The 22,390-nt window shown below is 71.6% G+C and carries 15 protein-coding genes; 10 read left to right on the top strand and 5 right to left on the bottom strand.

Annotation, left to right across the window (positions count from 1 at the left end; all coding sequences use genetic code 11):
• Positions 1-22: 22 nt before the first annotated feature.
• On the bottom strand, positions 23-520 hold the full coding sequence (locus tag ACFWGP_RS06510) for a SprT-like domain-containing protein (RefSeq protein ID WP_231430056.1): 498 nt from the start codon (positions 518-520) through the stop codon (positions 23-25).
• Between the two features lie 84 nt (positions 521-604).
• Complete coding sequence (locus tag ACFWGP_RS06505) at positions 605-1,783, bottom strand: PQQ-dependent sugar dehydrogenase (protein ID WP_376930445.1); 1,179 nt, start codon at positions 1,781-1,783, stop codon at positions 605-607.
• 51 nt (positions 1,784-1,834) lie between these two features.
• On the opposite strand from ACFWGP_RS06505, the gene ACFWGP_RS06500 reads away from it, so the two are divergent.
• The 4 genes from ACFWGP_RS06500 (at position 1,835) to ACFWGP_RS06485 (ending at position 5,818) form a co-directional block, all read left to right on the top strand.
• Positions 1,835-2,596 (top strand): LamB/YcsF family protein, encoded by a 762-nt coding sequence (locus ACFWGP_RS06500; protein WP_376930444.1) that lies wholly within the window; start codon positions 1,835-1,837, stop codon positions 2,594-2,596.
• On the top strand, positions 2,593-3,228 hold the full coding sequence (locus ACFWGP_RS06495) for an allophanate hydrolase subunit 1 (RefSeq protein ID WP_376930443.1): 636 nt from the start codon (positions 2,593-2,595) through the stop codon (positions 3,226-3,228). Before ACFWGP_RS06500 ends, ACFWGP_RS06495 begins: the two co-directional genes overlap by 4 nt.
• Positions 3,228-4,091 carry a biotin-dependent carboxyltransferase family protein gene (locus tag ACFWGP_RS06490; RefSeq protein WP_275505441.1) on the top strand — a complete coding sequence of 288 codons (864 nt, stop codon included), beginning with the start codon at positions 3,228-3,230 and terminating at the stop codon, positions 4,089-4,091. Before ACFWGP_RS06495 ends, ACFWGP_RS06490 begins: the two co-directional genes overlap by 1 nt.
• 80 nt (positions 4,092-4,171) lie before the next feature.
• On the top strand, positions 4,172-5,818 hold the full coding sequence (locus tag ACFWGP_RS06485; protein ID WP_376930442.1) for a glycoside hydrolase family 10 protein: 1,647 nt from the start codon (positions 4,172-4,174) through the stop codon (positions 5,816-5,818).
• 14 nt (positions 5,819-5,832) lie between these two features.
• Here ACFWGP_RS06485 and ACFWGP_RS06480 read toward each other — a convergent pair whose 3' ends face one another.
• Entirely contained in the window at positions 5,833-6,702 is an 870-nt protein-coding gene (locus ACFWGP_RS06480) for a spermidine synthase (RefSeq protein WP_231430062.1), read from the bottom strand.
• 46 nt (positions 6,703-6,748) lie between these two features.
• Positions 6,749-7,516, bottom strand: coding sequence for a spermidine synthase (locus ACFWGP_RS06475; protein ID WP_376930441.1), 768 nt, complete (start codon positions 7,514-7,516; stop codon positions 6,749-6,751).
• Between the two features lie 102 nt (positions 7,517-7,618).
• Here ACFWGP_RS06475 and ACFWGP_RS06470 point away from each other — a divergent pair, with 102 nt between their 5' ends.
• The gene (locus ACFWGP_RS06470; protein WP_231430064.1) at positions 7,619-7,975 is read left to right on the top strand and encodes a group 1 truncated hemoglobin; all 357 of its coding nucleotides are present in this window, start codon (positions 7,619-7,621) and stop codon (positions 7,973-7,975) included.
• 38 nt (positions 7,976-8,013) lie between these two features.
• Here ACFWGP_RS06470 and ACFWGP_RS06465 read toward each other — a convergent pair whose 3' ends face one another.
• Positions 8,014-10,686: a LuxR C-terminal-related transcriptional regulator gene (locus ACFWGP_RS06465; RefSeq protein ID WP_376930440.1), complete on the bottom strand. Its 2,673-nt coding sequence runs from the start codon at positions 10,684-10,686 to the stop codon at positions 8,014-8,016.
• Positions 10,687-10,916: 230 nt separating this feature from the next.
• Here ACFWGP_RS06465 and ACFWGP_RS06460 point away from each other — a divergent pair, with 230 nt between their 5' ends.
• From ACFWGP_RS06460 to rpoC, 5 genes are all read left to right on the top strand, one after another.
• Complete coding sequence (locus tag ACFWGP_RS06460) at positions 10,917-11,294, top strand: hypothetical protein (protein WP_231430066.1); 378 nt, start codon at positions 10,917-10,919, stop codon at positions 11,292-11,294.
• Between the two features lies 1 nt (position 11,295).
• A complete protein-coding gene (locus ACFWGP_RS06455; RefSeq protein WP_376930439.1) occupies positions 11,296-11,700 on the top strand; it encodes a hypothetical protein in 405 nt (134 codons plus the stop codon).
• 139 nt (positions 11,701-11,839) lie between these two features.
• Positions 11,840-14,479 (top strand): Ig-like domain-containing protein, encoded by a 2,640-nt coding sequence (locus ACFWGP_RS06450; protein ID WP_376930438.1) that lies wholly within the window; start codon positions 11,840-11,842, stop codon positions 14,477-14,479.
• Between the two features lie 298 nt (positions 14,480-14,777).
• Positions 14,778-18,269 carry a DNA-directed RNA polymerase subunit beta gene (rpoB, locus tag ACFWGP_RS06445; protein ID WP_231430069.1) on the top strand — a complete coding sequence of 1,164 codons (3,492 nt, stop codon included), beginning with the start codon at positions 14,778-14,780 and terminating at the stop codon, positions 18,267-18,269.
• 41 nt (positions 18,270-18,310) lie between these two features.
• The gene (rpoC, locus tag ACFWGP_RS06440) at positions 18,311-22,207 is read left to right on the top strand and encodes a DNA-directed RNA polymerase subunit beta' (protein WP_231430070.1); all 3,897 of its coding nucleotides are present in this window, start codon (positions 18,311-18,313) and stop codon (positions 22,205-22,207) included.
• The last annotated feature ends 183 nt before the right edge of the window (positions 22,208-22,390 follow it).

Genomic DNA, 22,390 nt, shown 5'->3' with positions numbered 1-22,390 from the left:
TCGGATCGCGCCCCGCGGACGGTCAGCCGGCCGCCGCGCTCGCCGCCCGCCGGCGCACGGCCGTGGTGATCTCGCGATGCCGCCAGACGATGAGGTTCGCGCTGTCGAACCCGCGCCGGCACAGCCCGCAGCTCAGCGGCCGCGTGGGCTCGCGGTAACGGTAGTGCTCGTGCCCGGCGGGGCACCGGCCGACCCACGGGGCGAGCTCGTGGGCGACCTCGCCGTCGTGCGTACGCCGCCCCACGAAGCCGAGGCCTGCGGCGATCGACGCCCACTTCGGGCCGTGGCCGGCCCGCGGGCCCGCGATCGCGTGGGCGACCTCGTGGAGCAGGATCTGGTGCACCTCGTCGTCGTCGTACCGGGCGGCCAGGTACCGCGACACCGAGATGCGCTTCGCGGTGTAGTTGCAGAGCCCGGCGCGCTTCTTGGCGTTGTCGAACCCGAAGCTCCAGACCTCGGGATCGAGGTGCAGCACGATGAGCGCCTCGGCCCACCGCCTGACCCGCTCGAGATCCGCCATGGGATGAGAATAGCGCCGGCCGCCGACCTTCCGGAGGGTCGGATCACCCCCGAACGGGGCCGAATCCCGCGACGGACGCCGGCATCAGCCGCCGGGTGCGAGGTCGACCGACAGCAGCCGGTCGTCGCCCTCGCGCGGCGAGCCGCGCCCGTCGGTGTTGTTGGTGAGGAACCAGAGCGCCCCGTCGGGCGACTCCACCACCTCGCGGATACGGCCGAACTCGCCCGCGAACCACGGGGTCGTCGTGGGCTCGGCCGCGCTCGCCGGCGCCACCGTCCAGATGCGCTGCCCGCGCAGCGCCGCGAGGAAGAGCGTGTCGCCGATCACGGCGAGCGCGCTCGGGCTCGCCTCGCTCGTCGACCACTGCACCACGGGGTCGACGTAGCGCGGGTCGCCGGCGGCGCCCTCGACGACGGGCCAGCCGTAGTTCGAACCCGGCTCGATGCGGTTGAGCTCGTCCCAGGTGTTCTGGCCGAACTCGGCGGCCCACATCCCGCCCGAGGCATCCCAGGCGATGCCCTGCGGATTGCGGTGGCCGAGCGTGTAGACGAGCGTGCCGAACGGGTTGCCGGGCGCGGGGGCGCCGTGGGGCGTCATCCGAAGGATCTTGCCCGACAGCGAGTCGGGGTCCTGCGCCGCCTCGCCCACGCCCGCGTCGCCCGTGGTGGCGTAGAGCATCCCGTCGGGGCCGAAGGCGATCCGTCCGCCGTCGTGGTTGCCGGCCTTCGGGATACCGGTCAGCACCGGTTCTGCCGTGCCGAGGGCGAGGGAGCCGGCCGTGCCCGTGAGCGGCATCCTGACGATGCGGTTGTCGTCCGACGAGGTGAGGTACGCGTAGAGCTCGGTGCCGCGGTCGTCGTCGGCCGGCCGCACCGCGATGCCGAGCAGGCCCCCCTCGCCGGCGGCCGCCACGCCCGGCACGGTGCCCGCGACGCGCAGCGAGCCCCCGGCGAGCACCTCGACGACGTCGCCCCGGTCGCGCTCGGAGACGAGCACTCCGCCGCCGGGCACGAGCGCGATCGACCACGGTGCGTCGAGCCCCTCGGCGACCACCCCGACGTCGCCGGCGGGCACGACCGGCACCGGCGCCGGCTCGGCCGATGGCGTCGGGGTCGTCGTGACCGACGGGCTCGGCGTCCAGCCCGTCGGGCCGGGTGCCGGTTCGTGCGTCGTGCAGGCGACGAGCGGCAGCGCGACGGCGACGATGCCGGTCGCCGCGGCGACGCGCGCGTGGCGGGTGGACTGCCGAGACCCGGTTCGCATGGTTGCGCCTCCCCGACCCCAGTCTGCCCGGCACGGCGGCAGAATGGGAGCATGCGGCCCGCGATCGACCTCAACAGCGACCTCGGCGAGTCGTTCGGCGCGTGGCGCGTCGGCGACGACGCGGCCATGTTCGGCCTCGTCTCGAGCGCGAACGTCGCCTGCGGCTTCCACGCGGGCGACCCGATCACGATGCTCGCGAGCGCCCGCCGCGCCGCCGAGCACGGGGTCGTGCTCGGCGCCCACCCCGGCTATCGCGATCTCGCCGGATTCGGACGACGAGCGCTCGACGCGACCCCGGCCGAGGTCGCGGCCGAGCTCGTGGTGCAGCTCGGCGGGCTCGACGGCGCCGCCCGCGTCGCCGGCACCCGCGTGCGCTACGTGAAGGCGCACGGGGCGCTCTACCATCGCCTCGCCGCCGACGCCTCGGCCGCGCACGCCTTCGCCGAGGCCGTCGCCGCCTACGACCCCTCGCTCGTCGTGCTCGGCCCGCCCGCGAGCGCGCTCGAGCAGGCGGCGGATGCCTCGGGGCTCGCCTACGCGCGCGAGGCGTTCGTCGATCGCGGCTACGCCGCCGACGGCTCGCTCGCCCCGCGCGGCGAGCCGGGATCGGTCATCGACGACCCCGCCGCAGCAGCCGACCGTGCGCTCGAGCTCGCCGAGACGGGCGGGATCGCGGCCGACGACGGCAGGCGGGTCGAGCTCGCCCCCGACTCGCTGTGCCTGCACGGCGACACCCCGGGCGCCGTCGCGATCGCGCGAGCCGTGCGCGCCGTGCTCGAGTCCGCCGGGTGCCGCATCGAGGCGTTCGCGTGACCGGGCGACTGCTGCCGAGCGGCGAGGCGGCGCTGCTCGTCGAGTGCGACTCGCTCGACGAGGTGCTCGCCCTGCACGACGCCCTCGCTTCCGACCCGCGGCCCGGCCTCGTCGAGCTCGTTCCGGCCGCGCGCACGATCCTCGTGGCGGTCGACCCCGAGCGGCTGCCGCTCGAGTCGGCCGAGACCTGGGTGCGCCGGGTCCAGGGTGCGACGACGTCGGCCGGCGCCGATCGGCGCGGCCCGGTCGATGACGAGGCGATCGTGCGCGTCATGTACGACGGCGACGACCTCGACGAGACCGCCGCGCGGCTCGGCTGGTCGGCCGAGTCGCTCGTGGCGCGCCATTCTGCGGCGCGCTGGAGGGTCGCGTTCGGCGGGTTCGCGCCGGGATTCGGCTACCTCGTGAGCGACGACTGGCCGTTCGAGGTGCCGCGGCTCGACGCGCCGCGGACCCGGGTCCCGGCCGGCGCGGTCGCGCTCGCGGGGGCGTTCTCGGGCGTGTACCCCAGGGAGAGCCCGGGCGGCTGGCGCCTGATCGGTCGCACCGACGCCGAGTTGTGGAATCCCGATCGCGCCGATCCCGCGCTCCTCGCACCGGGGCGTCGTGTCCGATTCGAGGCGGTGCGGTGATGCGCCGCCTGATCATCGAGGCGGTCGGACCGCTCGCCCTCGTGGAGGACCTCGGCCGCCCGGGCCTCGCCCACCTCGGGGTCGCAGGTTCCGGGGCGCTCGACCGGGGCGCCGCACGGCTCGCGAACCGGCTCGTCGGCAACCCCGACGGTGCCGCGATCCTCGAGGTCCTCGTCGGCGGGCTCCGCGCTCGGGTGGTCGGCGGCGGCACGTGGTTCGCGGTCGCGGGCGCCTGGGGGCCGATCACGCTCGACGGTCGCCCGGTGGCGCCGTACACGGCTGCGCGCGCGCCCGACGGCGCGGTGCTCGAGCTCGGCACCGCCGAGCGCGGGCTGCGCTACGCGCTTGCCGTGCGCGGCGGCATCGACGAGCCCCCGGTGCTCGGGTCGCGCTCGCGCGACACGCTGGCCGGCCTCGGTCCCGAGCCGGTGGGGCCGGGGCGCGAGCTCGTGATCGGCGACGAGCCCGAGGCATCCGTGCCGGCGCTCGACCAGGAGGCCGCGTTCGCGCCGCCCGACGAGACCGTGACCCTCGCGCTGCGCCCGGGGCCCCGCGCCGACTGGTTCACCGACGCGGCGCGCGCCGCCCTGTTCGAGACGCCGTGGCGCGTCTCCGAGCGCGCCGACCGCGTCGGCGTGCGACTCGTCGGGCCGGCGCTCGGGCGTCGCGCCGTCGGCGAGCTCGCGAGCGAGGCGACGGTGCCGGGCTCGATCCAGGTGTCGGGCGATGGGCAGCCGACGATCCTGCTCGCCGACCGGCCGGTCACGGGCGGCTATCCCGTGATCGCGATCGTCGCCGCGGCCTCGCTCGACGCGGTGGCGCAGCTGCGGCCCGGGCAGGAGTTGCGCTTCCGGCACGCGTGAGCCGCCCTGGAAGAAACTCTTCACAAGATCGACTGCGTGTGGAAGTATTTTCCGAGTCAGACCGACTCGGAGGACCGAAGATGCCCCTCGCACAGCCGCACGACCACCCCGCCGATGCCGAGGCCGCCGGCCTCGGCCGCCGCGGATTCCTGACCCTCGCCGTCGCGGGCGTCGCCGCATCGGCGTTCACCGTGACCGTCGGGTCGCTCGCACCGACGCCGGCGCACGCGACCGGGGCGGGCGCCACCGCCCCCGCCGCGGCGACGGGTCCGCGCAAGCGGGAGCTCCGCGCCATGTGGATCTCATCGGTCGTGAACATCGACTGGCCGAGCCGCACCGGCCTCACGGCCGACGAGCAGCGCGCCGAGTTCCTGCACTGGCTCGACGTCGCCGAGCAGTTCCGCCTCAACGCCGTGTTCGTGCAGGTGCGCCCCACCGCCGACGCGTTCTGGCCGAGCCCGCTCGAGCCGTGGTCGCAGTACCTCACGGGCGTGCAGGGGCAGGACCCGGGCTACGACCCGCTCGCCTTCATCGTCGACGAGGCGCACGCCCGCAACCTCGAACTGCACGCCTGGTACAACCCCTACCGCGTCTCGATGCAGGCCGACCCCGCGAAGCTCGTGCCAGAGCACCCCGCCCGCGTGCACCCCGACTGGGTGTGGGCGTACGGCGGCAAGCTCTACTTCGACCCGGGACTCCCCGAGGCGCAGGAGCACATTCAGCAGGCGATCCTGCACTCGGTCGAGCACTACGACCTCGACGGCGTGCACTTCGACGACTACTTCTACCCCTATCCGGTGGCCGGGCAGACGATTCCGGATGCCGCGACCTACGCCGCGCACGGCGCCGGCTTCGACGACGTCGCCGACTGGCGCCGGCACAACGTCGACACGTTCGTGAGCTCGATCTCCGAGCGCATCAAGGCACTGAAGCCATGGGTCAAGTTCGGCATCAGCCCGTTCGGCATCTGGCGCAACCGCGCCACCGACCCGCTCGGCTCGGAGACCGGCGGCTCGCAGTCGTACGACCTGCAGTTCGCCGACACGCGCAAGTGGGTGCTCGAGGGCTGGCTCGACTACATCAACCCGCAGGTGTACTGGCAGATCGGGCTCGCCGTCGCCGACTACGCGAAGCTCGTGCCGTGGTGGGCCGACGTCGCCGCGACGAGCGGCACGCACCTCTACATCGGTGAGGCGCTCTATAAGGTGACGTCGGGGGTGTTCACCGACCCGGCCGAGCTCTCGAACCACCTGGCGTTCGACCGCGGCGTGACCGAGCAGGGCACGCCCGTGCACGGCAACGTGTACTTCTCGGCCAAGCACGTGCCCGCCGACCCGCAGGGCTCGATGTCGCGCGTGCTCGTCGACCACTACTCGCGCCCCGCGATCGTGCCAGCGATGGAGTGGCTGCCCGCGACCGCGGTCCGGGCGCCCGTGCTCGCCGACCCCGAGCGCGGCGACGGCGGCGTCGCCCTGCAGTGGTCGGACGCCGTGCCGCCCTCGCGGCGGGCGACCTCGTTCGCGATCTACCGCGTCGACGGCGCGGCCGGCGCGATCGACGTGGAGGACGCGGCCAACCTCGTCGCGACCGTGCGCGCCGGCTCAGGGGTCGTGCAGCGCTGGGTGGATGGCTCGGCCGAGGCCGATCGCCCGTACACGTACGCCGTGACCGCGCTCGACCGGGTCTGGAACGAGAGCACGCCGAGCCGCGCCGCTGCGATCGGCTGACCCGGCGTCAGGCGTCAACCGCCGGGCTTCGTCAGGAAGATCGAGCGGGCCGGCGGCGGCGACGGCACCGCGGTGGCGTCGGTCACGACCGGGGCGCCCGCGATGAAGCGGCGGAGCTCGTCGCCCTCGACGAGCTTCGCCGGCGCGGGGTCGCTCGCGAGGCGTCGGGGCATCGCGTCGAACGGCAGCGGGGCGTCCGACGCGTACATGACGATGTTGCCGAACCGCCGGCCCTTGAGCATGCCGGTGTCGGCCGCGATCGCGACGTGCGGGAACACGTGCGAGAGCGTCGCCGCCTGCGAACGCGCGAAGGCGAGGCCCGCCCCGTCGGCGACGTTCACGGCGACGATGCCGCCCGGCGCGAGGCGCGGCACGACGAGCCCGTAGAACTCGGCGCTCGTGACGTGCGCGGGGGTGCGCGCGCCCGAGAAGATGTCGACGACCACGAGGTCGACGGCCCCGTCGAGCCCGCCCGGCAGCTTCGCGAGCACCTCGCGGGCATCGCCGTGACGGATACGGAGTTGCGCGCCGCGCGGCAGCGGCAGGTGCTCGCGCACGAGGTCGACGAGCTCGGACTCGAGCTCGATCACCTGCTGCCGCGAGCCCGGCCGGGTCGCGATGACGTAGCGCGGCAGGGTGAGCGCGCCGCCGCCGAGATGCACGGCGGTGATCGGCTCGCCCGCGTCGCGCACGAGGTCGACGGCGTGGCCGATGCGGCGCACGTACTCGAAGCCGAGCCACTCGGGCCGCTCGAGCTCGACGTGCGACTGCGGGGTGCCGTCGACGTAGAGCGTCCACGATCCGGGCGCCTGTCGCGACTCCTCGAGTCGGGCGACGTGCCCGCTCGCGGTGAGGCGGCGTTCGAGCGAGGGGTCGGCGGTCACGTCACCACGCTACCCGCCGTCGAGCGCAGGCGCCCGGGCGCGAGCATCAGCAGGCGCCCCAGAGTGCGAAGTCGAGCCGGTCGCCCTCGAGCACCGCAGCCGGATGGGGGCCGAGCGCGGCGAGCCGTCCGGCGAGCCCGGGCGGGAGCCCGCGGGGCGCCGCCACGAGCACGACGTTGCCCTCTTCCGCCCCCGAGACGACGCTCGCGTCGCCCGCGACGAGCAGATCGGTGCCCGGATCGGCACGTGCGATCGCACGGGCCTGTGCACGGAGCCGGGCGAGGCCCGCCGCGTCGGCCACGTTCACGACGAGCAGCCCGCGATCGGCAAGCAGCCCGAGGCATCCGCCCATGAACACGCCCGTCTCGACGAACGCCGGCGCGTCGAGCCGGTCGTAGAGGTCGACGATCACGAGGTCGAACGACGCCCCGCCCGGGAGTTCCACGACGACGGATGCCGCATCGTCGACCCGGACGGCGATGTCGGCGCCGGTCGGCAGCGGCAGGCGATCCTGCACGAGGCGGGCGAGCTCGCCGTCGATCTCGACGACGAGCTGCTGCGAGTCGGGACGGGTCGCCTCGACGTAGCGCGGCAGGGTCATCGCGCCGCCGCCGAGGTGCAGCACGCGCAGCGGCTCGCCCGGCAGGCCCATCGCGTCGACGACGTGGCCGATGCGGCGCACGTACTCGAAGAAGAGCCGCGTCGGATCGGCCCGGTCGACGTGCGACTGGGCGACGTCGTCGACGAGCAGCGTGAACCCGGTCGACGAGAACACGTCGGTCTCGAACTCGATGCGGCGGGGGCTCGCGGGCACGGAGGCATCGTCCCACGGATCGGGGGCGGAATGAGCAACGATTGCTCAGGCGTCCGCCCGAGGCATCCGCCATGCTGGACCCACGACCGATGAGGAGGACGGATGCACGCGATCTACGACGAGCTCGGCGGCAGCGACGGAGTGCGCACGGCGGTGGCGGTCATGTACCACCGCATCGTCGCCGATCCCGAGCTCGCGCCGTGGTTCGAGGGCGTCGACGTCGACCGGCTGCAGGCGCACCAGCGCGCGTTCCTCGCCGCGGCGTTCGGCGGTCCGCAGGTCTTCAGCGGCCGGTCGGTCGGGGAGGCCCATCACGACATGGCGATCACCGATGCCGCGTTCGACCGGGTCGTCGCCTCGCTCATGACCGCGCTCGCCGACCTCGGCGTCGCGAAGGAGGCCGTGGGCGCCGTCGGCGAGCGGCTCGAGGGCATGCGCGCCGACATCGTCACGGCGTAGGCGCCGTCCACGGCACGGTCGCGGCTGCAGGGCGCGAACTATAACTGCAGCTCGCGCCGCCCGCGGATGCCGAGCTTCGTGTACGTCGACTGCAGGTGGTTGTTCACCGTGCGCGGCGACAGGAAAAGGCGCTGCGCGATCTCGTTCGAGCTCAGCCCCTGGGCCGCGAGCGACGCGATCTCGCGCTCGCGGGGCGTGAGCGGCTCCGAGCCGTCGGTGAAGGTGAGCAGCGGCGTGCGCGCCCCCTCGCACGCGGCGGCGAGCGCCGCGGCGCGCTGCAGGTCGGCGGATGACTCGCGCCCCCGCCCGTCGGCGCGGGCCGACTGCCCCGCGGAGGCGAACGCCTCGGCCGCGAACAGCAGGCCGCCGAGGCGCTCCCACTCCTCGCCGGCGGCGCGCAGCCCGGCGGCGTCGGCCGCCGCCTCGGCCCGGGCGTGACGGGCGCGCCGTGCGATCTCGGGGGCGCCGGTCTGTCGCTCGAGTCTCGAGAGGCGGTCGGCCGCGTCCTTCGCGTGGGCGCGGGAGCCGAGGCGTGCGAGGTTGTGCAGGAAGACCGAGCTCACGTTGACGGCGCCGCGCGGCAGCACCTGCTCGACGCGGGCGAGCAGGATCTTCGCCGCGCCGTCGGTGTCGCCCTCGGTGCGTGCGAGCCACGCGTCTGCGAGCGCGGTGAGCGTGTCCTCCCGGTCGTACCCGGCCTCGAACCGGCCGCGCAGCTCGCGGGCGCGGTCGAGGTCGCCCTGCATGCAGGCGATCACGGTGAGGAAGCCGAGCGAGGGGCCGCGCAGCGACGCCGGCCCGCGCAGTTCGGCGCCGCTCAGGCTGTCGCGGAACCAGCGCGCGGCGGTGTCGAGCCGACCCGCCGCCCAGAACTGGCGCCCCATGAGGAACTCGGCGTGCCGGGCGGTGAGCTCGTCGTCGTTGCGGATCGCGTCGTGCAGCATCTCGATCGTGACCCGGCGCGCGTCGTCGTAACGGTCGCACTCGATGAGCGCGTACGCGTACGGCACCTGCGCGCGACGCTTCGGGATGTGCGCACCCTCGGTCGAGGCGTACGCGACGGCGGCCTCGGCCTCGGCGATCGCCTCGGCCGAGCGCTGCATCTGCGAGAGCGGCATCGCGCGCCCGAGCGAGACGAGCGCGCGTTCGACGGCGCTGTCGCCGAGGTAGCCGGCGGCCTCGTCGACGAGGGCGAGCGCCTCGTTCGCGCGCAGCAGGTGCAGCACGAGGGTCGCCTTGCTGATGAGCAGCATCGGCAGCTGCTCGGGCAGGGCGCGGCCGATCTCCTCGAGCAGCCGGATGCCGCGCTCGCTGCCGAGCGGGTCGCCGCCGTAGATCTCGGCCCGCTTGGCGGCGATCGCCGCGAGGGTCGCCTCGGGGTGATCGGTCGCGCGCGCCGCGGACTCGGCGTTGGCGAGGGCGTCGAGCGCCTCGGTGCCCCGGCCGAGCGACCACAGCAGGTCGGCGTGCAACATGTGCGCGGAGGCATCCGTCGCGCCGGCGCCGATCGCGGCCGCCGCGAGCCGCTCGGCGGTGCGATGGTCGTGGGCGCGCTGTGCGAGGTCGGCCGAGCGGATCAGCAGCTCGGGGTCGGAGGGCCGGCCGGCGTCGAGCCGCCACATCGCGATGCGCAGTTCGTCGACGACGGTCATCGGCCCCCGCTCGACGACATCGGCCTGCTCGATGAGCAGCGAGATCGCCCTGATGCGCGGCAGCGACTCGCGCACGGCGCCGGCGTACTGCGGGTGCGCGAGGGTGATGGCGATGCCGTGGCCCGACTCGTCGACGCGGATCATGCCGCGCAGCTCGAGCTCGGCGAGCGCCTCGGGCGCGCCGGGGCGCACGAACTCGTCGATGCCGAGCGGTTCGCAGAGCGCGAGCCGCTCGATCGCGTCGCGCTCCTCCGTGCCGAGGCCCCGCAGTCGCGCGCGGATGAGGTCGCGCAGCGCGGGCGTGCCGACCGGGTCGCCCTCGAGCTGCCAGTGCTCGCCCGCGCGCACGAGGGCGCCGGTCTCGACGGCGCCGATCACGAGCTCGCGCAGGAAGAGCGGGTTGCCGTGCGAGGCGCGGTGGAGCTCGACCGCGTCGCGGTGGGCGATCGGCGCGCCGAGCACCTGCGCGATCAGCTCGGTGATCTCGTCGAGGTCGAGCGCCGGCACGTCGATGCGCACCGAGTCGGCAGACGACGCGATCGGCAGCACCCCGTCGGGCACCGGTTCGCCCTCGGGGAGCGTCGCGATGAGCGAGAGCGAGCCCGCCGCGACGAGCTGGGCGATGAGTCCCACCGAGACGCTGTCGGCGGAGGAGAGGTCGTCGACCGCGATCACCGTGCGCCGTCCGCCGGCGAGGTCGGCGATGGTCGCGCTCGTCGACGTGAAGAGCGCGAGTGGGTCGCTCACCTTGGGGAGCACCGGATCGTCGATGCCCCGGGCCAGGGCCGGGGCGACGGTCGCGAACGGCACGGCCGACAGTGCCGGGTTGCCGCTCGCGGTCAGCACGAGCCACCCGGCCTCGTCGAGCAGGTCGCCGACGGCCGACTGGATGCGGCTCTTGCCGATGCCGGACGGCCCGTAGAGGAACACCGAGCGCGCCTGCCCGCCCTGCAGCGCGCCGACGGCGCGCGCGACCTGGCCGTCACGGCCGACGAGCGGCCACGCGCCGTCGAGGTCGGGCTCGGGTCCGGCTGCCGCATCGGGATCGTTCGAGGCCATCGGCGCCTTTCGGTGATCGGGACGATTCACTGTACGGCCGGGATGCCTCGCCGCGCACTACCCCGCACAGGGGGTGTCGCAGTCGGCCGGTGAGCAATCGCGTGATGCCCCTGAGTAATGCCGGGCGTCGCGAATGAGCAGCCACTGCCCATCCGGCGGCACGGCCCGTCGCGGGAACCTCATGGCATCACCCCGGACGATCCGGGAACACCACCCGGAAGGAAACGAGCATGAACCTCTTCAAGCAGTTCGGCGACATGGCCGAGATGGTGAAGGCCGCTCCCGGCCTCATCGACCAGGCGAACCAGCTGCAGGCGCAGTCCGAGCAGTACCGGCAGCAGATGGACATCCAGGCGGTGCAGGCGATGACCGCCGACCCGCAGCCCGGCAACCTCGACCCGATCGCGGGTGTCGACCTCGACCGCTACGCCCGCATCTCGAAGGGCATCGCGGCCTACGGCTACGACGCGACGAAGCTTCCGGCCGTCGCCGCGATGTTCGGCGTCGACGAGGCGTCGTGGGCGTCGGCGGCCGCCGGCTGGGCCGCCCGCATCCAGGCCGACCGCGGTGTCGGTCGCCGCTTCAACGAGATCTACCAGGCGGTGTGAGATGGGCTTCCTCCGCGACCTCGCGACGCTGACCCGCCAGGGCTACGAGGCGCAGCAGCGCCTGGACGTCGGCGCGAGCATGGCGCAGGCCAAGGCGCAGATGGAGCAGGCGAGCCGCATGATGGCCGCCTCGATGCCAGCCCAGGCCGAGCCGGCTCTCGAAGGGCAGCGCCTGCGCACGACGGCGACGATCCTCGACGCGCGCCAGCTGCCGATGATGATCGGCATGAACTCGCTCGTCGAGCTCGACCTGCACGTGCTCATGCCGGGCGGCGTGCCGCTGCCGGTCACCCGAACGGAGCAGCTCGCGCCGCTGCACCTCGCTCGCGCCCTGCCCGGCGCGACCCTCGACGTGAGCCTCGTGCCGGGACGCCCCGACACGGTGCACGTCGAGTGGGGCGGCTGAGCCCGCCCGGCCGGACGACGGACGACCCGAGCCTCCGTCGCCCACCGGAGCCCCCGCCGGCACCCGAACGGCGGGGGCTCGCCCCCACCTTCCTCGAGCACGATCCACCATCACGATCACGACACGAAAGCAGACACCGATGCGATTCCGAGACCACCAGTCAGCCGACGAGGGGATGCCGCGCCGCGCGGCCGCCCGCATCGCCGGCCTTGCGATGGCCGTCGCCGTCGTCACCGCGGGCGCGCCGCTCGCCGCGTGCGCCGCGGAGGTCGTTCCGACGGAGGGCACGGTCGCCGCGTCGGCGCCCGTCGACGCCGCAACCCCCGAGGGCCCCTCCGCCGACGCGTCGACCGAGGACGCGCCCGCCGGGGAGGTGCCGGCCGAGGAGGTGCCGGCCGAGGACGTGCCGGCCGACGACGTGCCGGCCGACGACGTGCCGGCCGACGAGGCGCCAGCCGACGTGCCGGTCGCCGACGTCGCCGAGCAACTGCCCGTCGGCGATCCGTCGGGCGGCGAAGCGCCGCTCGACGACGCTGACGCCGAGGCATCCCAGGCGAAGCAGCCCGCGGCACCGTCGTTCGCGCCCGAGCCGCAGGGCGCGGGCGACGCGAACACGGCGCCCGTGGCGGTCGACGACCACTGGCAGATGGTGCAGGACACGACGCTCACCGTGCAGGACCCGGCCATGCAGGCGAACGACTACGACGCCGACGGCGACTGGTTCCGCATCAACGAGAACACCTTCCCCGCGAGCGGCGAACTCGTGGTCTTCAACGGCGGACCGTCGTTCAGGTACACGCCGGTGCCGGGATTCACCGGCACGGTGACCTTCGACTACCACGTTCGCGACGACCACGGCGCCGACGACCTCGACAGCAACTGGGCGACCGTCACGATCGACGTGCTGCCGACCGGAAGCGACGTCGACGCGCAGCCCGTCGCCGTCGACGACACGTACATCTACGCGCCCGAGACCCCGCTCTACATCGGCGGGCACCAGGGGCTGCTCGTGAACGACCAGCTCGACGGCCTGCCGGTCACCTCGCTCACCTTCCCGTACGGCGCGCACGTCGGCAACGGGGACGTCCAGATGCTCGGCACCGACGGCTCGTTCTACATCGACCCGGGCGACGCACCGGGTCTGACCGCCACGCTCGAGTACCGTGTGTGCACGGCCGTCGGCTGCGACGACGGGTATCTGTGGCTGTATCCGGCCGCACCCGGCTCCGAGCCGTCCGGCCCCGATGAGATTCCCGGCACGCCGACCGCGGAACCCGACGTGTTCGGCGTCGTGCAGGACACGATGCTCTCGATCAAGACCCCCGGCCTGCTGTTCAACGACACCGACCCCGAACCCGGCGACACCCTCGAGGTCGTCGTCGATGCCGACGGGCTCTCGGGCGACCTCGCCTGGGCGGCGAACGGCGGCTTCGTCTACACCCCGTTGCCCGGTTACACCGGCGTCGACACCTTCCACTATCGCGCGAAGGACTCCCACGGATACCTCAGCGCGTCGGTCGCGGTCGAACTGCAGGTCGGCGACGGCAGCGTGAACCACCGCCCGGTCGCGGTCGACGACCACTACTCGGTGGTCGCGGGGGAGTCGCTCTACCTGCCCGCACCGAGCCAGGTCGCGAACGACACCGATGCCGACGGCGACGCGCTCGAGTGGGCCGGCACGGGAGATCTCCCGGCGGGCACGTGGAAGACGTACAGCGACGGCTGGTCGACGTACACCCCGCCGGCCGGGTTCGTCGGCACCGACCGGCTCACGTACTCGGTGCGCGACGAGCACGGGCTCGTCAGCTGGAACGAGGCCGAGATCACGATCGACGTGGTCGAGTCCGACGGCTCGACCAACACGCCGCCCGTGCCGACGGCGGATCGCTACTTCGTGCAGTCGGGCGAGTCGATCACCGTTCCGGCCGCCGGCGGCGTGCTCGCGAACGACACCGACGCCGACGGCGACCCGCTCGCGGTGCTCGTCGCGTACCCCGCGCTCGGTCACGGCGAGGTCGAGATGGCCGAGGACGGCTCCTTCACCTTCACGGCCGACGCCGGGTTCACCGGCACGGCCTGGCTCGAGTTCTCGATCACCGACGGCCGCAGCAAGGTGAACTCGCCGTCCGCCGAGGTCGTCATCTTCGCCGAGGGCGAGGAGCCGGTGATGGGCGCCGACGACGCCTACACGACGACGAGGGGCGCGGCACTCGAGGTCGCCGCACCCGGTCTGCTCGCGAACGACCACGCCCCCGCGGGGGTCGAGAAGTCCGTCGCCTACCTGCTCACCGAGCCGGCGCACGGGTCGATCGACTGGAACGCGGACGGTTCGTTCGTCTACTCGCCGGAGCCGGACTTCACCGGCAGCGACACCTTCCGCTACGTGCTGTTCGCGGACGGCGAGTACAACTACCCGACGGTGAGGATCGAGGTGCTCGATGCCTCGTCGGGCGAAGAGGACCCGACCGAGCCGGGCACCCCGGCCGAGCCCGCCGATCCGGGTGCACCCGACGACGGCGCGGCCGGCGGCACGCCCGACGGCGATGACCCGGCCGGCCCGGCCGAACCGGGAGGCGCCGGCGAGCCGGCCGCCACTCCGGCCCGCCCCGAGGATGCCGCACCGGTCGCGGCACCCGCCGCCGACGACGCCGACGTCTCGGCCCTCGCCGAGACCGGGGCCGACGCGCGGGGCGCGGCCGAGGCATCCGCCCTCGCCGTGATGCTGGGACTCGTGGCGCTCGTCGCCGCACGCCTGCGCCGGCGCGACGGCATCCGCTGAAACCGGGCGCGAGGGGCCGATTCTCGCGGGAATCGGCCCCTCGCGGCTTCCTCGAATCGGGGCCGACGCGCGGTTATACCGGACATCCGCGAACAAATCAAGAATCTCGCTGGACTTGGCGCGTCGAATCGCATATAGTTGACGTTTGCGCTCCCAGACCCACCATGCCTTCATATTGCGGTCGGCTTCCGGGCGAGTCGAGACCTTCCGGTCCCGGTCACTCGCTCGTGTCTGAGGGGTACTGAACTCTCCGCTACCGACAGTGAACCGGCCCGACGGGGCCATGGAGGTTATTCACTTGGCTGCTGCGCGCAACGCGACCACGCCCACTCCCAAGAACGGACGCGGTGCAAGCCGTCTCTCGTTCGCCAAGGTCACCGACACCCTCACGGTACCCGACCTGCTCGCACTCCAGACCGAGAGCTTCGATTGGCTCGTCGGCAACGACGCGTGGAAGGCACGCGTCGCCGAGGCGAAGTCGGCGGGCCGGCAGGACCTGCCCGAGACCACGGGCCTCGAGGAGATCTTCGAGGAGATCTCGCCCATCGAGGACCTCGGCGAGACCATGCAGCTCTCGTTCACGAACCCCGAGCTCGAGCCGCCGAAGTACACGATCGACGAGTGCAAGGAGAAGTCGAAGACCTACTCCGCTCCGCTCTACGTGAACGCGGAGTTCATGAACCACCTCACGGGTGAGATCAAGACCCAGACGGTCTTCATGGGCGACTTCCCGCTCATGACCCCCAAGGGCACGTTCGTCATCAACGGCACCGAGCGCGTCGTCGTCTCGCAGCTCGTCCGCTCGCCCGGCGTCTACTTCGAGCGCACCCCCGAGAAGACCTCGGACAAGGACATCTACTCGGCCCGCGTCATCCCGAGCCGCGGTGCGTGGCTCGAGTTCGAGATCGACAAGCGCGACCAGGTCGGCGTCCGCATCGACCGCAAGCGCAAGCAGTCGGTCACCGTCTTCCTGAAGGCCCTCGGCCTCACGAGCGAGGAGATCCTCGAGGAGTTCGCCGGCTACGAGTCGATCGCGCTCACCCTCGAGAAGGACAACATCCTCACGAAGGAAGAGGCGCTCAAGGACATCTACCGCAAGCTCCGTCCGGGCGAGCAGGTCGCCGCCGAGGCCGCGCGCGCGCTCCTCGACAACTTCTACTTCAACCCGAAGCGCTACGACCTCGCGAAGGTCGGCCGGTACAAGATCAACAACAAGCTCGGTCTCGAGGCCCCCCTCACCGACTCGGTGCTCACGGTGCAGGACATCGTGGCCACGATCAAGTACCTCGTCGCCCTGCACGACGAGCGCGACACGCTGCCCGGCCGCCGCGGCGGCAAGGCGGTCGAGCTGCGCCTCGACGTCGACGACATCGACAACTTCGGCAACCGTCGCATCCGCGCGGTCGGCGAGCTCATCCAGAACCAGGTGCGCACCGGCCTCAGCCGCATGGAGCGCGTCGTCCGCGAGCGCATGACGACGCAGGACATCGAGGCGATCACCCCGCAGACCCTGATCAACGTGCGACCCGTCGTCGCCGCGATCAAGGAGTTCTTCGGCACCTCGCAGCTGTCGCAGTTCATGGACCAGAACAACCCGCTCGCGGGCCTGACCCACAAGCGCCGCCTCTCGGCGCTCGGCCCCGGCGGTCTCTCGCGCGACCGCGCGGGCGTCGAGGTCCGTGACGTCCACCCGTCGCACTACGGCCGCATGTGCCCGATCGAGACCCCTGAAGGCCCGAACATCGGCCTCATCGGCTCGCTCGCGTCGTTCGCCCGCATCAACTCGTTCGGCTTCATCGAGACCCCGTACCGCAAGGTCGAGGCCGGCAAGGTCACCGACAAGATCGACTACCTCACGGCGATGGAGGAAGAGGACTACATCGTCGCCCAGGCCAACGCGCCGCTGAAGGCCGACGGCCACTTCGTGGAGGAGCGCGTGCTCGCCCGCAAGAAGGGCGGCGAGGTCGACCTGTTCCCGGCCGACGAGATCGGCTACATGGATGTCTCGCCGCGCCAGATGGTGTCGGTCGGCACTTCGCTCATCCCGTTCCTCGAGCACGACGACGCGAACCGCGCCCTCATGGGTGCGAACATGCAGCGCCAGGCCGTGCCGCTGCTCCGCAGCGACTCGCCGTTCGTGGGCACCGGTATGGAGGGCTACGCCGCGATCGACGCCGGCGACGTCATCACCGCCGACAAGGCCGGTGTGGTCGCCGAGGTCTCGGCCGACTCGGTCACCGTGCAGCTCGACGAGGGCGGCACGCAGACCTACTTCCTGCGCAAGTTCGACCGCTCGAACCAGGGCACCTCGTACAACAACCGCGTGATCGTCAACGCCGGTGAGCGCGTCGAGGCCGGCGAGGTCATCGCCGACGGCCCCGCCACCGACAACGGCGAGCTCGCGCTCGGCAAGAACCTGCTCGTCGCGTTCATGCCGTGGGAGGGCCACAACTTCGAGGACGCGATCATCCTCAGCCAGAACCTCGTGAAGGACGACGTGCTCTCGTCGATCCACATCGAGGAGTACGAGGTCGACGCGCGCGACACGAAGCTCGGCAAGGAGGAGATCACCCGCGACCTCCCCAACGTGAGCCCCGACCTGCTCGCCGACCTCGACGAGCGCGGCATCATCCGCATCGGCGCCGAGGTCCGCCCCGGCGACATCCTCGTCGGCAAGGTCACGCCGAAGGGCGAGACCGAGCTGTCGGCCGAAGAGCGTCTGCTCCGCGCGATCTTCAACGAGAAGAGCCGCGAGGTCCGCGACACCTCCCTCAAGGTGCCCCACGGCGAGCAGGGCACGATCATCGCCGTCAAGGTGTTCGACGCGCAGGACGGCGACGACGAGCTCGGCTCGGGCGTCAACCAGCGCGTGGTCGTCTACATCGCCCAGAAGCGCAAGATCACCGAGGGCGACAAGCTCGCCGGCCGCCACGGCAACAAGGGCGTCATCTCGAAGATCCTGCCGGTCGAGGACATGCCGTTCCTCGCCGACGGCACTCCGGTCGACGTCATCCTGAACCCGCTCGGCATCCCGGGTCGAATGAACTTCGGCCAGGTGCTCGAGACCCACCTCGGCTGGGTCGCGAAGCAGGGCTGGAAGGTCGAGGGCAAGCCGGCGTGGGCCAAGCGCCTGCCCGAGGCCGCCCACGAGGCCGCGCCCGGCACCAAGGTCGCGACCCCGGTGTTCGACGGCGCCTTCGAGGAGGAGATCGCGGGTCTGCTCGACTCGACGCTCCCCAACCGCGACGGCGAGCGGCTCATCGACTCGAGCGGCAAGACGCAGCTCTTCGACGGCCGCTCGGGCGAGCCGTTCCCGTACCCCGTGTCGGTCGGCTACATGTACATCCTGAAGCTGCACCACCTGGTCGACGACAAGATCCACGCGCGTTCGACGGGCCCGTACTCGATGATCACCCAGCAGCCGCTCGGTGGTAAGGCGCAGTTCGGTGGCCAGCGATTCGGTGAGATGGAGGTCTGGGCGCTCCAGGCCTACGGCGCTGCGTACGCGCTGCAGGAGCTCCTCACGATCAAGTCCGACGACATCCTCGGCCGCGTCAAGGTCTACGAGGCGATCGTCAAGGGCGAGAACATCCAGGAGCCCGGCATCCCCGAGTCGTTCAAGGTGCTCATGAAGGAGATGCAGTCGCTCTGCCTGAACGTCGAGGTCCTCTCGGCCGACGGCACCGCGGTCTCGCTCCGCGACACCGATGACGAGGCCTTCCGCGCTGCGGAGGAGCTCGGCATCAACATCTCCGCGCGCTTCGAGTCGTCGAACATCGACGAGATCTGAACCGCCAGGTACGAAACGACTTCAGGAATCTAGGAGAGAAATTGCTCGACGCAACGACGTTCGATGAGCTTCGTATCGGCCTGGCCACCGCAGAGGACATCCGCAAGTGGTCCTACGGCGAGGTCAAGAAGCCCGAGACCATCAACTACCGCACGCTGAAGCCCGAGAAGGACGGGCTCTTCGGCGAGCAGATCTTCGGACCCAGCCGTGACTGGGAGTGCGCCTGCGGCAAGTACAAGCGCGTGCGCTTCAAGGGCATCGTCTGCGAGCGATGCGGCGTGGAGGTCACCAAGTCCTCCGTCCGCCGTGAGCGGATGGGCCACATCGAGCTCGCTGCCCCGGTGACGCACATCTGGTACTTCAAGGGCGTGCCCTCGCGCCTCGGGTACCTGCTCGACATGGCGCCGAAGGACCTCGAGAAGGTCATCTACTTCGCCGCCTACATGGTGATCGACGTCGACGACGAGGGTCGTCACGCCGACATGCCCGGCCTCGAGAACGAGCTCCGGCTCGAGATCAAGACCATCGGCGACCAGCGCGACGCGCGCATCGCGACGCTCATGGCCCGCAAGGAGGAGGAGCTCGCGGCACTCGAGGCCGAGGGCGCCAAGAGCGACCAGCGCAAGCGCGCCGAGGCCGCCGCCGACAAGGAGATGGCCCAGGTCCGCAAGTCGGGCGACGAGCAGATCGCGCACCTCGAGCGCGTGTGGGAGGCCTTCCGCACCCTCAAGGTCGGCGACCTCAAGCCCGAGGACTCGGACTTCCACGAGCTCCAGGACCGCTTCGGCATGTACTTCGACGCCTACATGGGCGCCGAGGCCATCAAGAAGCGCCTCGAGAGCTTCGACCTGGCCGCCGAGGCGGAAGACCTGCACCTGCAGATCGCCGAGGGCAAGGGCCAGAAGAAGATCCGCGCCATCAAGCGCCTGCGCGTCGTCAACTCGTTCCTCGCGACGAGCACCTCGCCCGCGGCGATGGTGCTCGACGTCGTGCCGGTGATCCCGCCGGAGCTGCGTCCGATGGTCCAGCTCGACGGCGGCCGCTTCGCGACCAGCGACCTCAACGACCTCTACCGTCGTGTGATCAACCGCAACAACCGTCTGCGCCGCCTTCTCGACCTCGGTGCCCCCGAGATCATCGTGAACAACGAGAAGCGTATGCTCCAGGAGGCCGTCGACGCGCTGTTCGACAACGGCCGCCGCGGTCGCCCCGTCACGGGTACCGGCAACCGCGCCCTCAAGTCCCTGAGCGACATGCTCAAGGGCAAGCAGGGTCGCTTCCGCCAGAACCTGCTCGGCAAGCGCGTCGACTACTCGGGCCGTTCGGTCATCGTCGTCGGCCCGCAGCTGAAGCTGCACCAGTGCGGTCTGCCCAAGCAGATGGCGCTCGAGCTCTTCAAGCCGTTCGTGATCAAGCGCCTCATCGACCTGAGCCACGCCCAGAACATCAAGGCGGCCAAGCGCATGGTCGAGCGCTCGAACCCGCACGTGTGGGACGTCCTCGAAGAGATCATCCGCGAGCGCCCCGTGCTGCTGAACCGTGCGCCCACGCTGCACCGTCTCGGCATCCAGGCGTTCGAGCCGCAGCTCGTCGAGGGCAAGGCCATCCAGCTCCACCCGCTCGTCTGCGCCGCCTTCAACGCGGACTTCGACGGCGACCAGATGGCCGTGCACCTGCCGCTGTCGGTCGAGGCCCAGGCCGAGGCCCGCATCCTGATGCTCGCCTCGAACAACATCCTGAAGCCGTCGGACGGCCGTCCGGTGACCCTGCCCTCGCAGGACATGATCATCGGCCTGCACCACCTGACGACCGAGAAGCCCGGCGGCGCCGGCGAGGGCCGCGCGTTCTCGTCGATCGCCGAGGCCATCCTCGCGTTCGACCAGAACCGTCCGGGCCAGCACGAGCTCGACCTCGGCGCGAAGGTGAAGATCCGTCTCGACGGCCTCCACTTCGCCGAGGGCGACGAGCCCGAGGGCTTCGTGTCGGGCAAGCCGTTCCTCATGGAGACGACCCTCGGTCGCGCCCTCTTCAACGAGGCGCTCCCCGTGGACTACCCGTACTTCAACCGCCAGGCCGGCAAGGGCCAGATCTCGGAGATCGTCAACGACCTCGCCGAGCGCTACCCCAAGACCGAGGTGGCCGCGACCCTCGACCGCATCAAGGACGCCGGCTTCCGCTGGGCGACCCGTTCGGGCGTCACCGTCGCGCTCTCCGACATCATCACGCCCCCCTCGAAGGGCGAGATCGTCGCGAAGTACGAGAAGCAGGCGGCCAAGGTGCAGTCGCAGTTCGAGAAGGGTCTCACGACCGACCTCGAGCGTCGTCAGGAGCTCATCCAGATCTGGACGAAGGCCACCGACGAGGTCGCCAAGGCCATGCAGGAGAACTTCCCGACCGACAACACCATCAACCGCATGGTCACGTCGGGCGCTCGTGGTAACTGGCTGCAGGTGCGCAACATCGCCGGCATGCGAGGCCTCGTGAACAACCCGAAGGGTGAGATCATCCCTCGCCCGATCATCTCGAGCTACCGCGAGGGCCTCTCGGTGGCCGAGTACTTCATCGCGACGCACGGTGCCCGCAAGGGTCTGGCCGACACGGCCCTCCGTACGGCCGACTCGGGTTACCTCACGCGTCGACTCGTGGACGTCTCGCAGGATGTCATCATCCGCGAGGACGACTGCGGCACGACCAAGGGCCTCGAGCTGCCCATCGCGACGGTGGATGCCTCGGGCGAGCTCGTCCGCGACCCCAACGTCGAGAACTCGGTGTTCGCGCGGTCGCTCGCGGCCGACGCCGTGAACGCCAAGGGCGAGGTCGTGGCCGAGGCCGGCAGCGATGTCGGCGACGTGCTCATCAACGAGCTCATCGCCGCGGGCGTCGAGTCGATCCGGGTCCGCTCGGTGCTCACCTGCGAGTCCGGCGTCGGCGTCTGCGCGAGGTGCTACGGCCGTTCGCTCGCGACCGGCAAGCTCGTCGACATCGGCGAGGCCGTCGGCATCATCGCGGCCCAGTCGATCGGTGAGCCCGGCACGCAGCTCACGATGCGTACCTTCCACACCGGTGGTTCGGCTTCGGCCGACGACATCACGCAGGGTCTTCCCCGCGTGCAGGAGCTCTTCGAGGCCCGCACCCCCAAGGGTGCGTCGCCCATCGTCGAGGCCCCGGGTCGCATCACGATCGACGAGACCGACAAGCAGCGCAAGGTCATCCTCACGCCCGACAACGGCGACGAGCCGATCACGTACAACGTGCTCAAGCGTTCGACGCTGCTCGTGGAAGACGGCCAGCACGTCGAGCTCGGCCAGCAGCTCATCGTCGGCACCGTCGACCCGAAGGAGGTCCTCCGGGTCAAGGGCGTCCGAGAGGTGCAGAAGCACCTCGTCAACGGCGTGCAGGACGTGTACCGCTCGCAGGGCGTGCCGATCCACGACAAGCACATCGAGGTCATCGTGCGCCAGATGCTGCGCAAGGTCACCGTCGTCGACCACGGCGACACCGACCTGCTGCCCGGTGAGCTCGTCGACCGCATGAAGTACAACGAGATCAACCGCGCGTCGCTGACCGAGGGCAAGAAGACGGCGTCGGCCCGTCAGGAGGTCATGGGTATCACCAAGGCCTCGCTGGCGACCGAGTCGTGGCTGTCGGCCGCGTCCTTCCAGGAGACGACCCGCGTGCTCACGCAGGCCGCCATGGAGGGCAAGAGCGACCCGCTGGTCGGCCTCAAGGAGAACGTAATCATCGGAAAGCTGATCCCGGCGGGTACTGGCCTCGGCAAGTACCGGAACGTCGCGGTCGAGGCCACCGAGGAGGCGAAGGCGGAGCGCTACCCGAACCGCATCTTCACCGACGACGCGGCCTTCAGCGAGGGCGACCTCAGCTTCGTCGACTTCGACGCGTTCTCGAGCGACGACTTCACGCCCGGCAACTACAGCTGAACCACCCGGTGATCGACGAGGCGCGCAGCGCCGAGTCGAGATCCACGAACGGCCCCCGATCCGACCGGATCGGGGGCCGTTCGGCTTCTCCGCGGCGTCGACCCGCTGCCGGCATCGCCGCGCGGCGTACCGGCGCCGTGGTCGCCCATTGTTACAGTGGGCCCACCGCGGGGTACGAGGGTG

Source organism: Agromyces sp. NPDC127015 (assembly GCF_042725165.1).
Lineage (GTDB): Bacteria > Actinomycetota > Actinomycetes > Actinomycetales > Microbacteriaceae > Agromyces > Agromyces chromiiresistens.
Note: the sequence above shows the minus strand (reverse complement) of the source record. Positions and strands in the feature narration are given on the sequence as shown.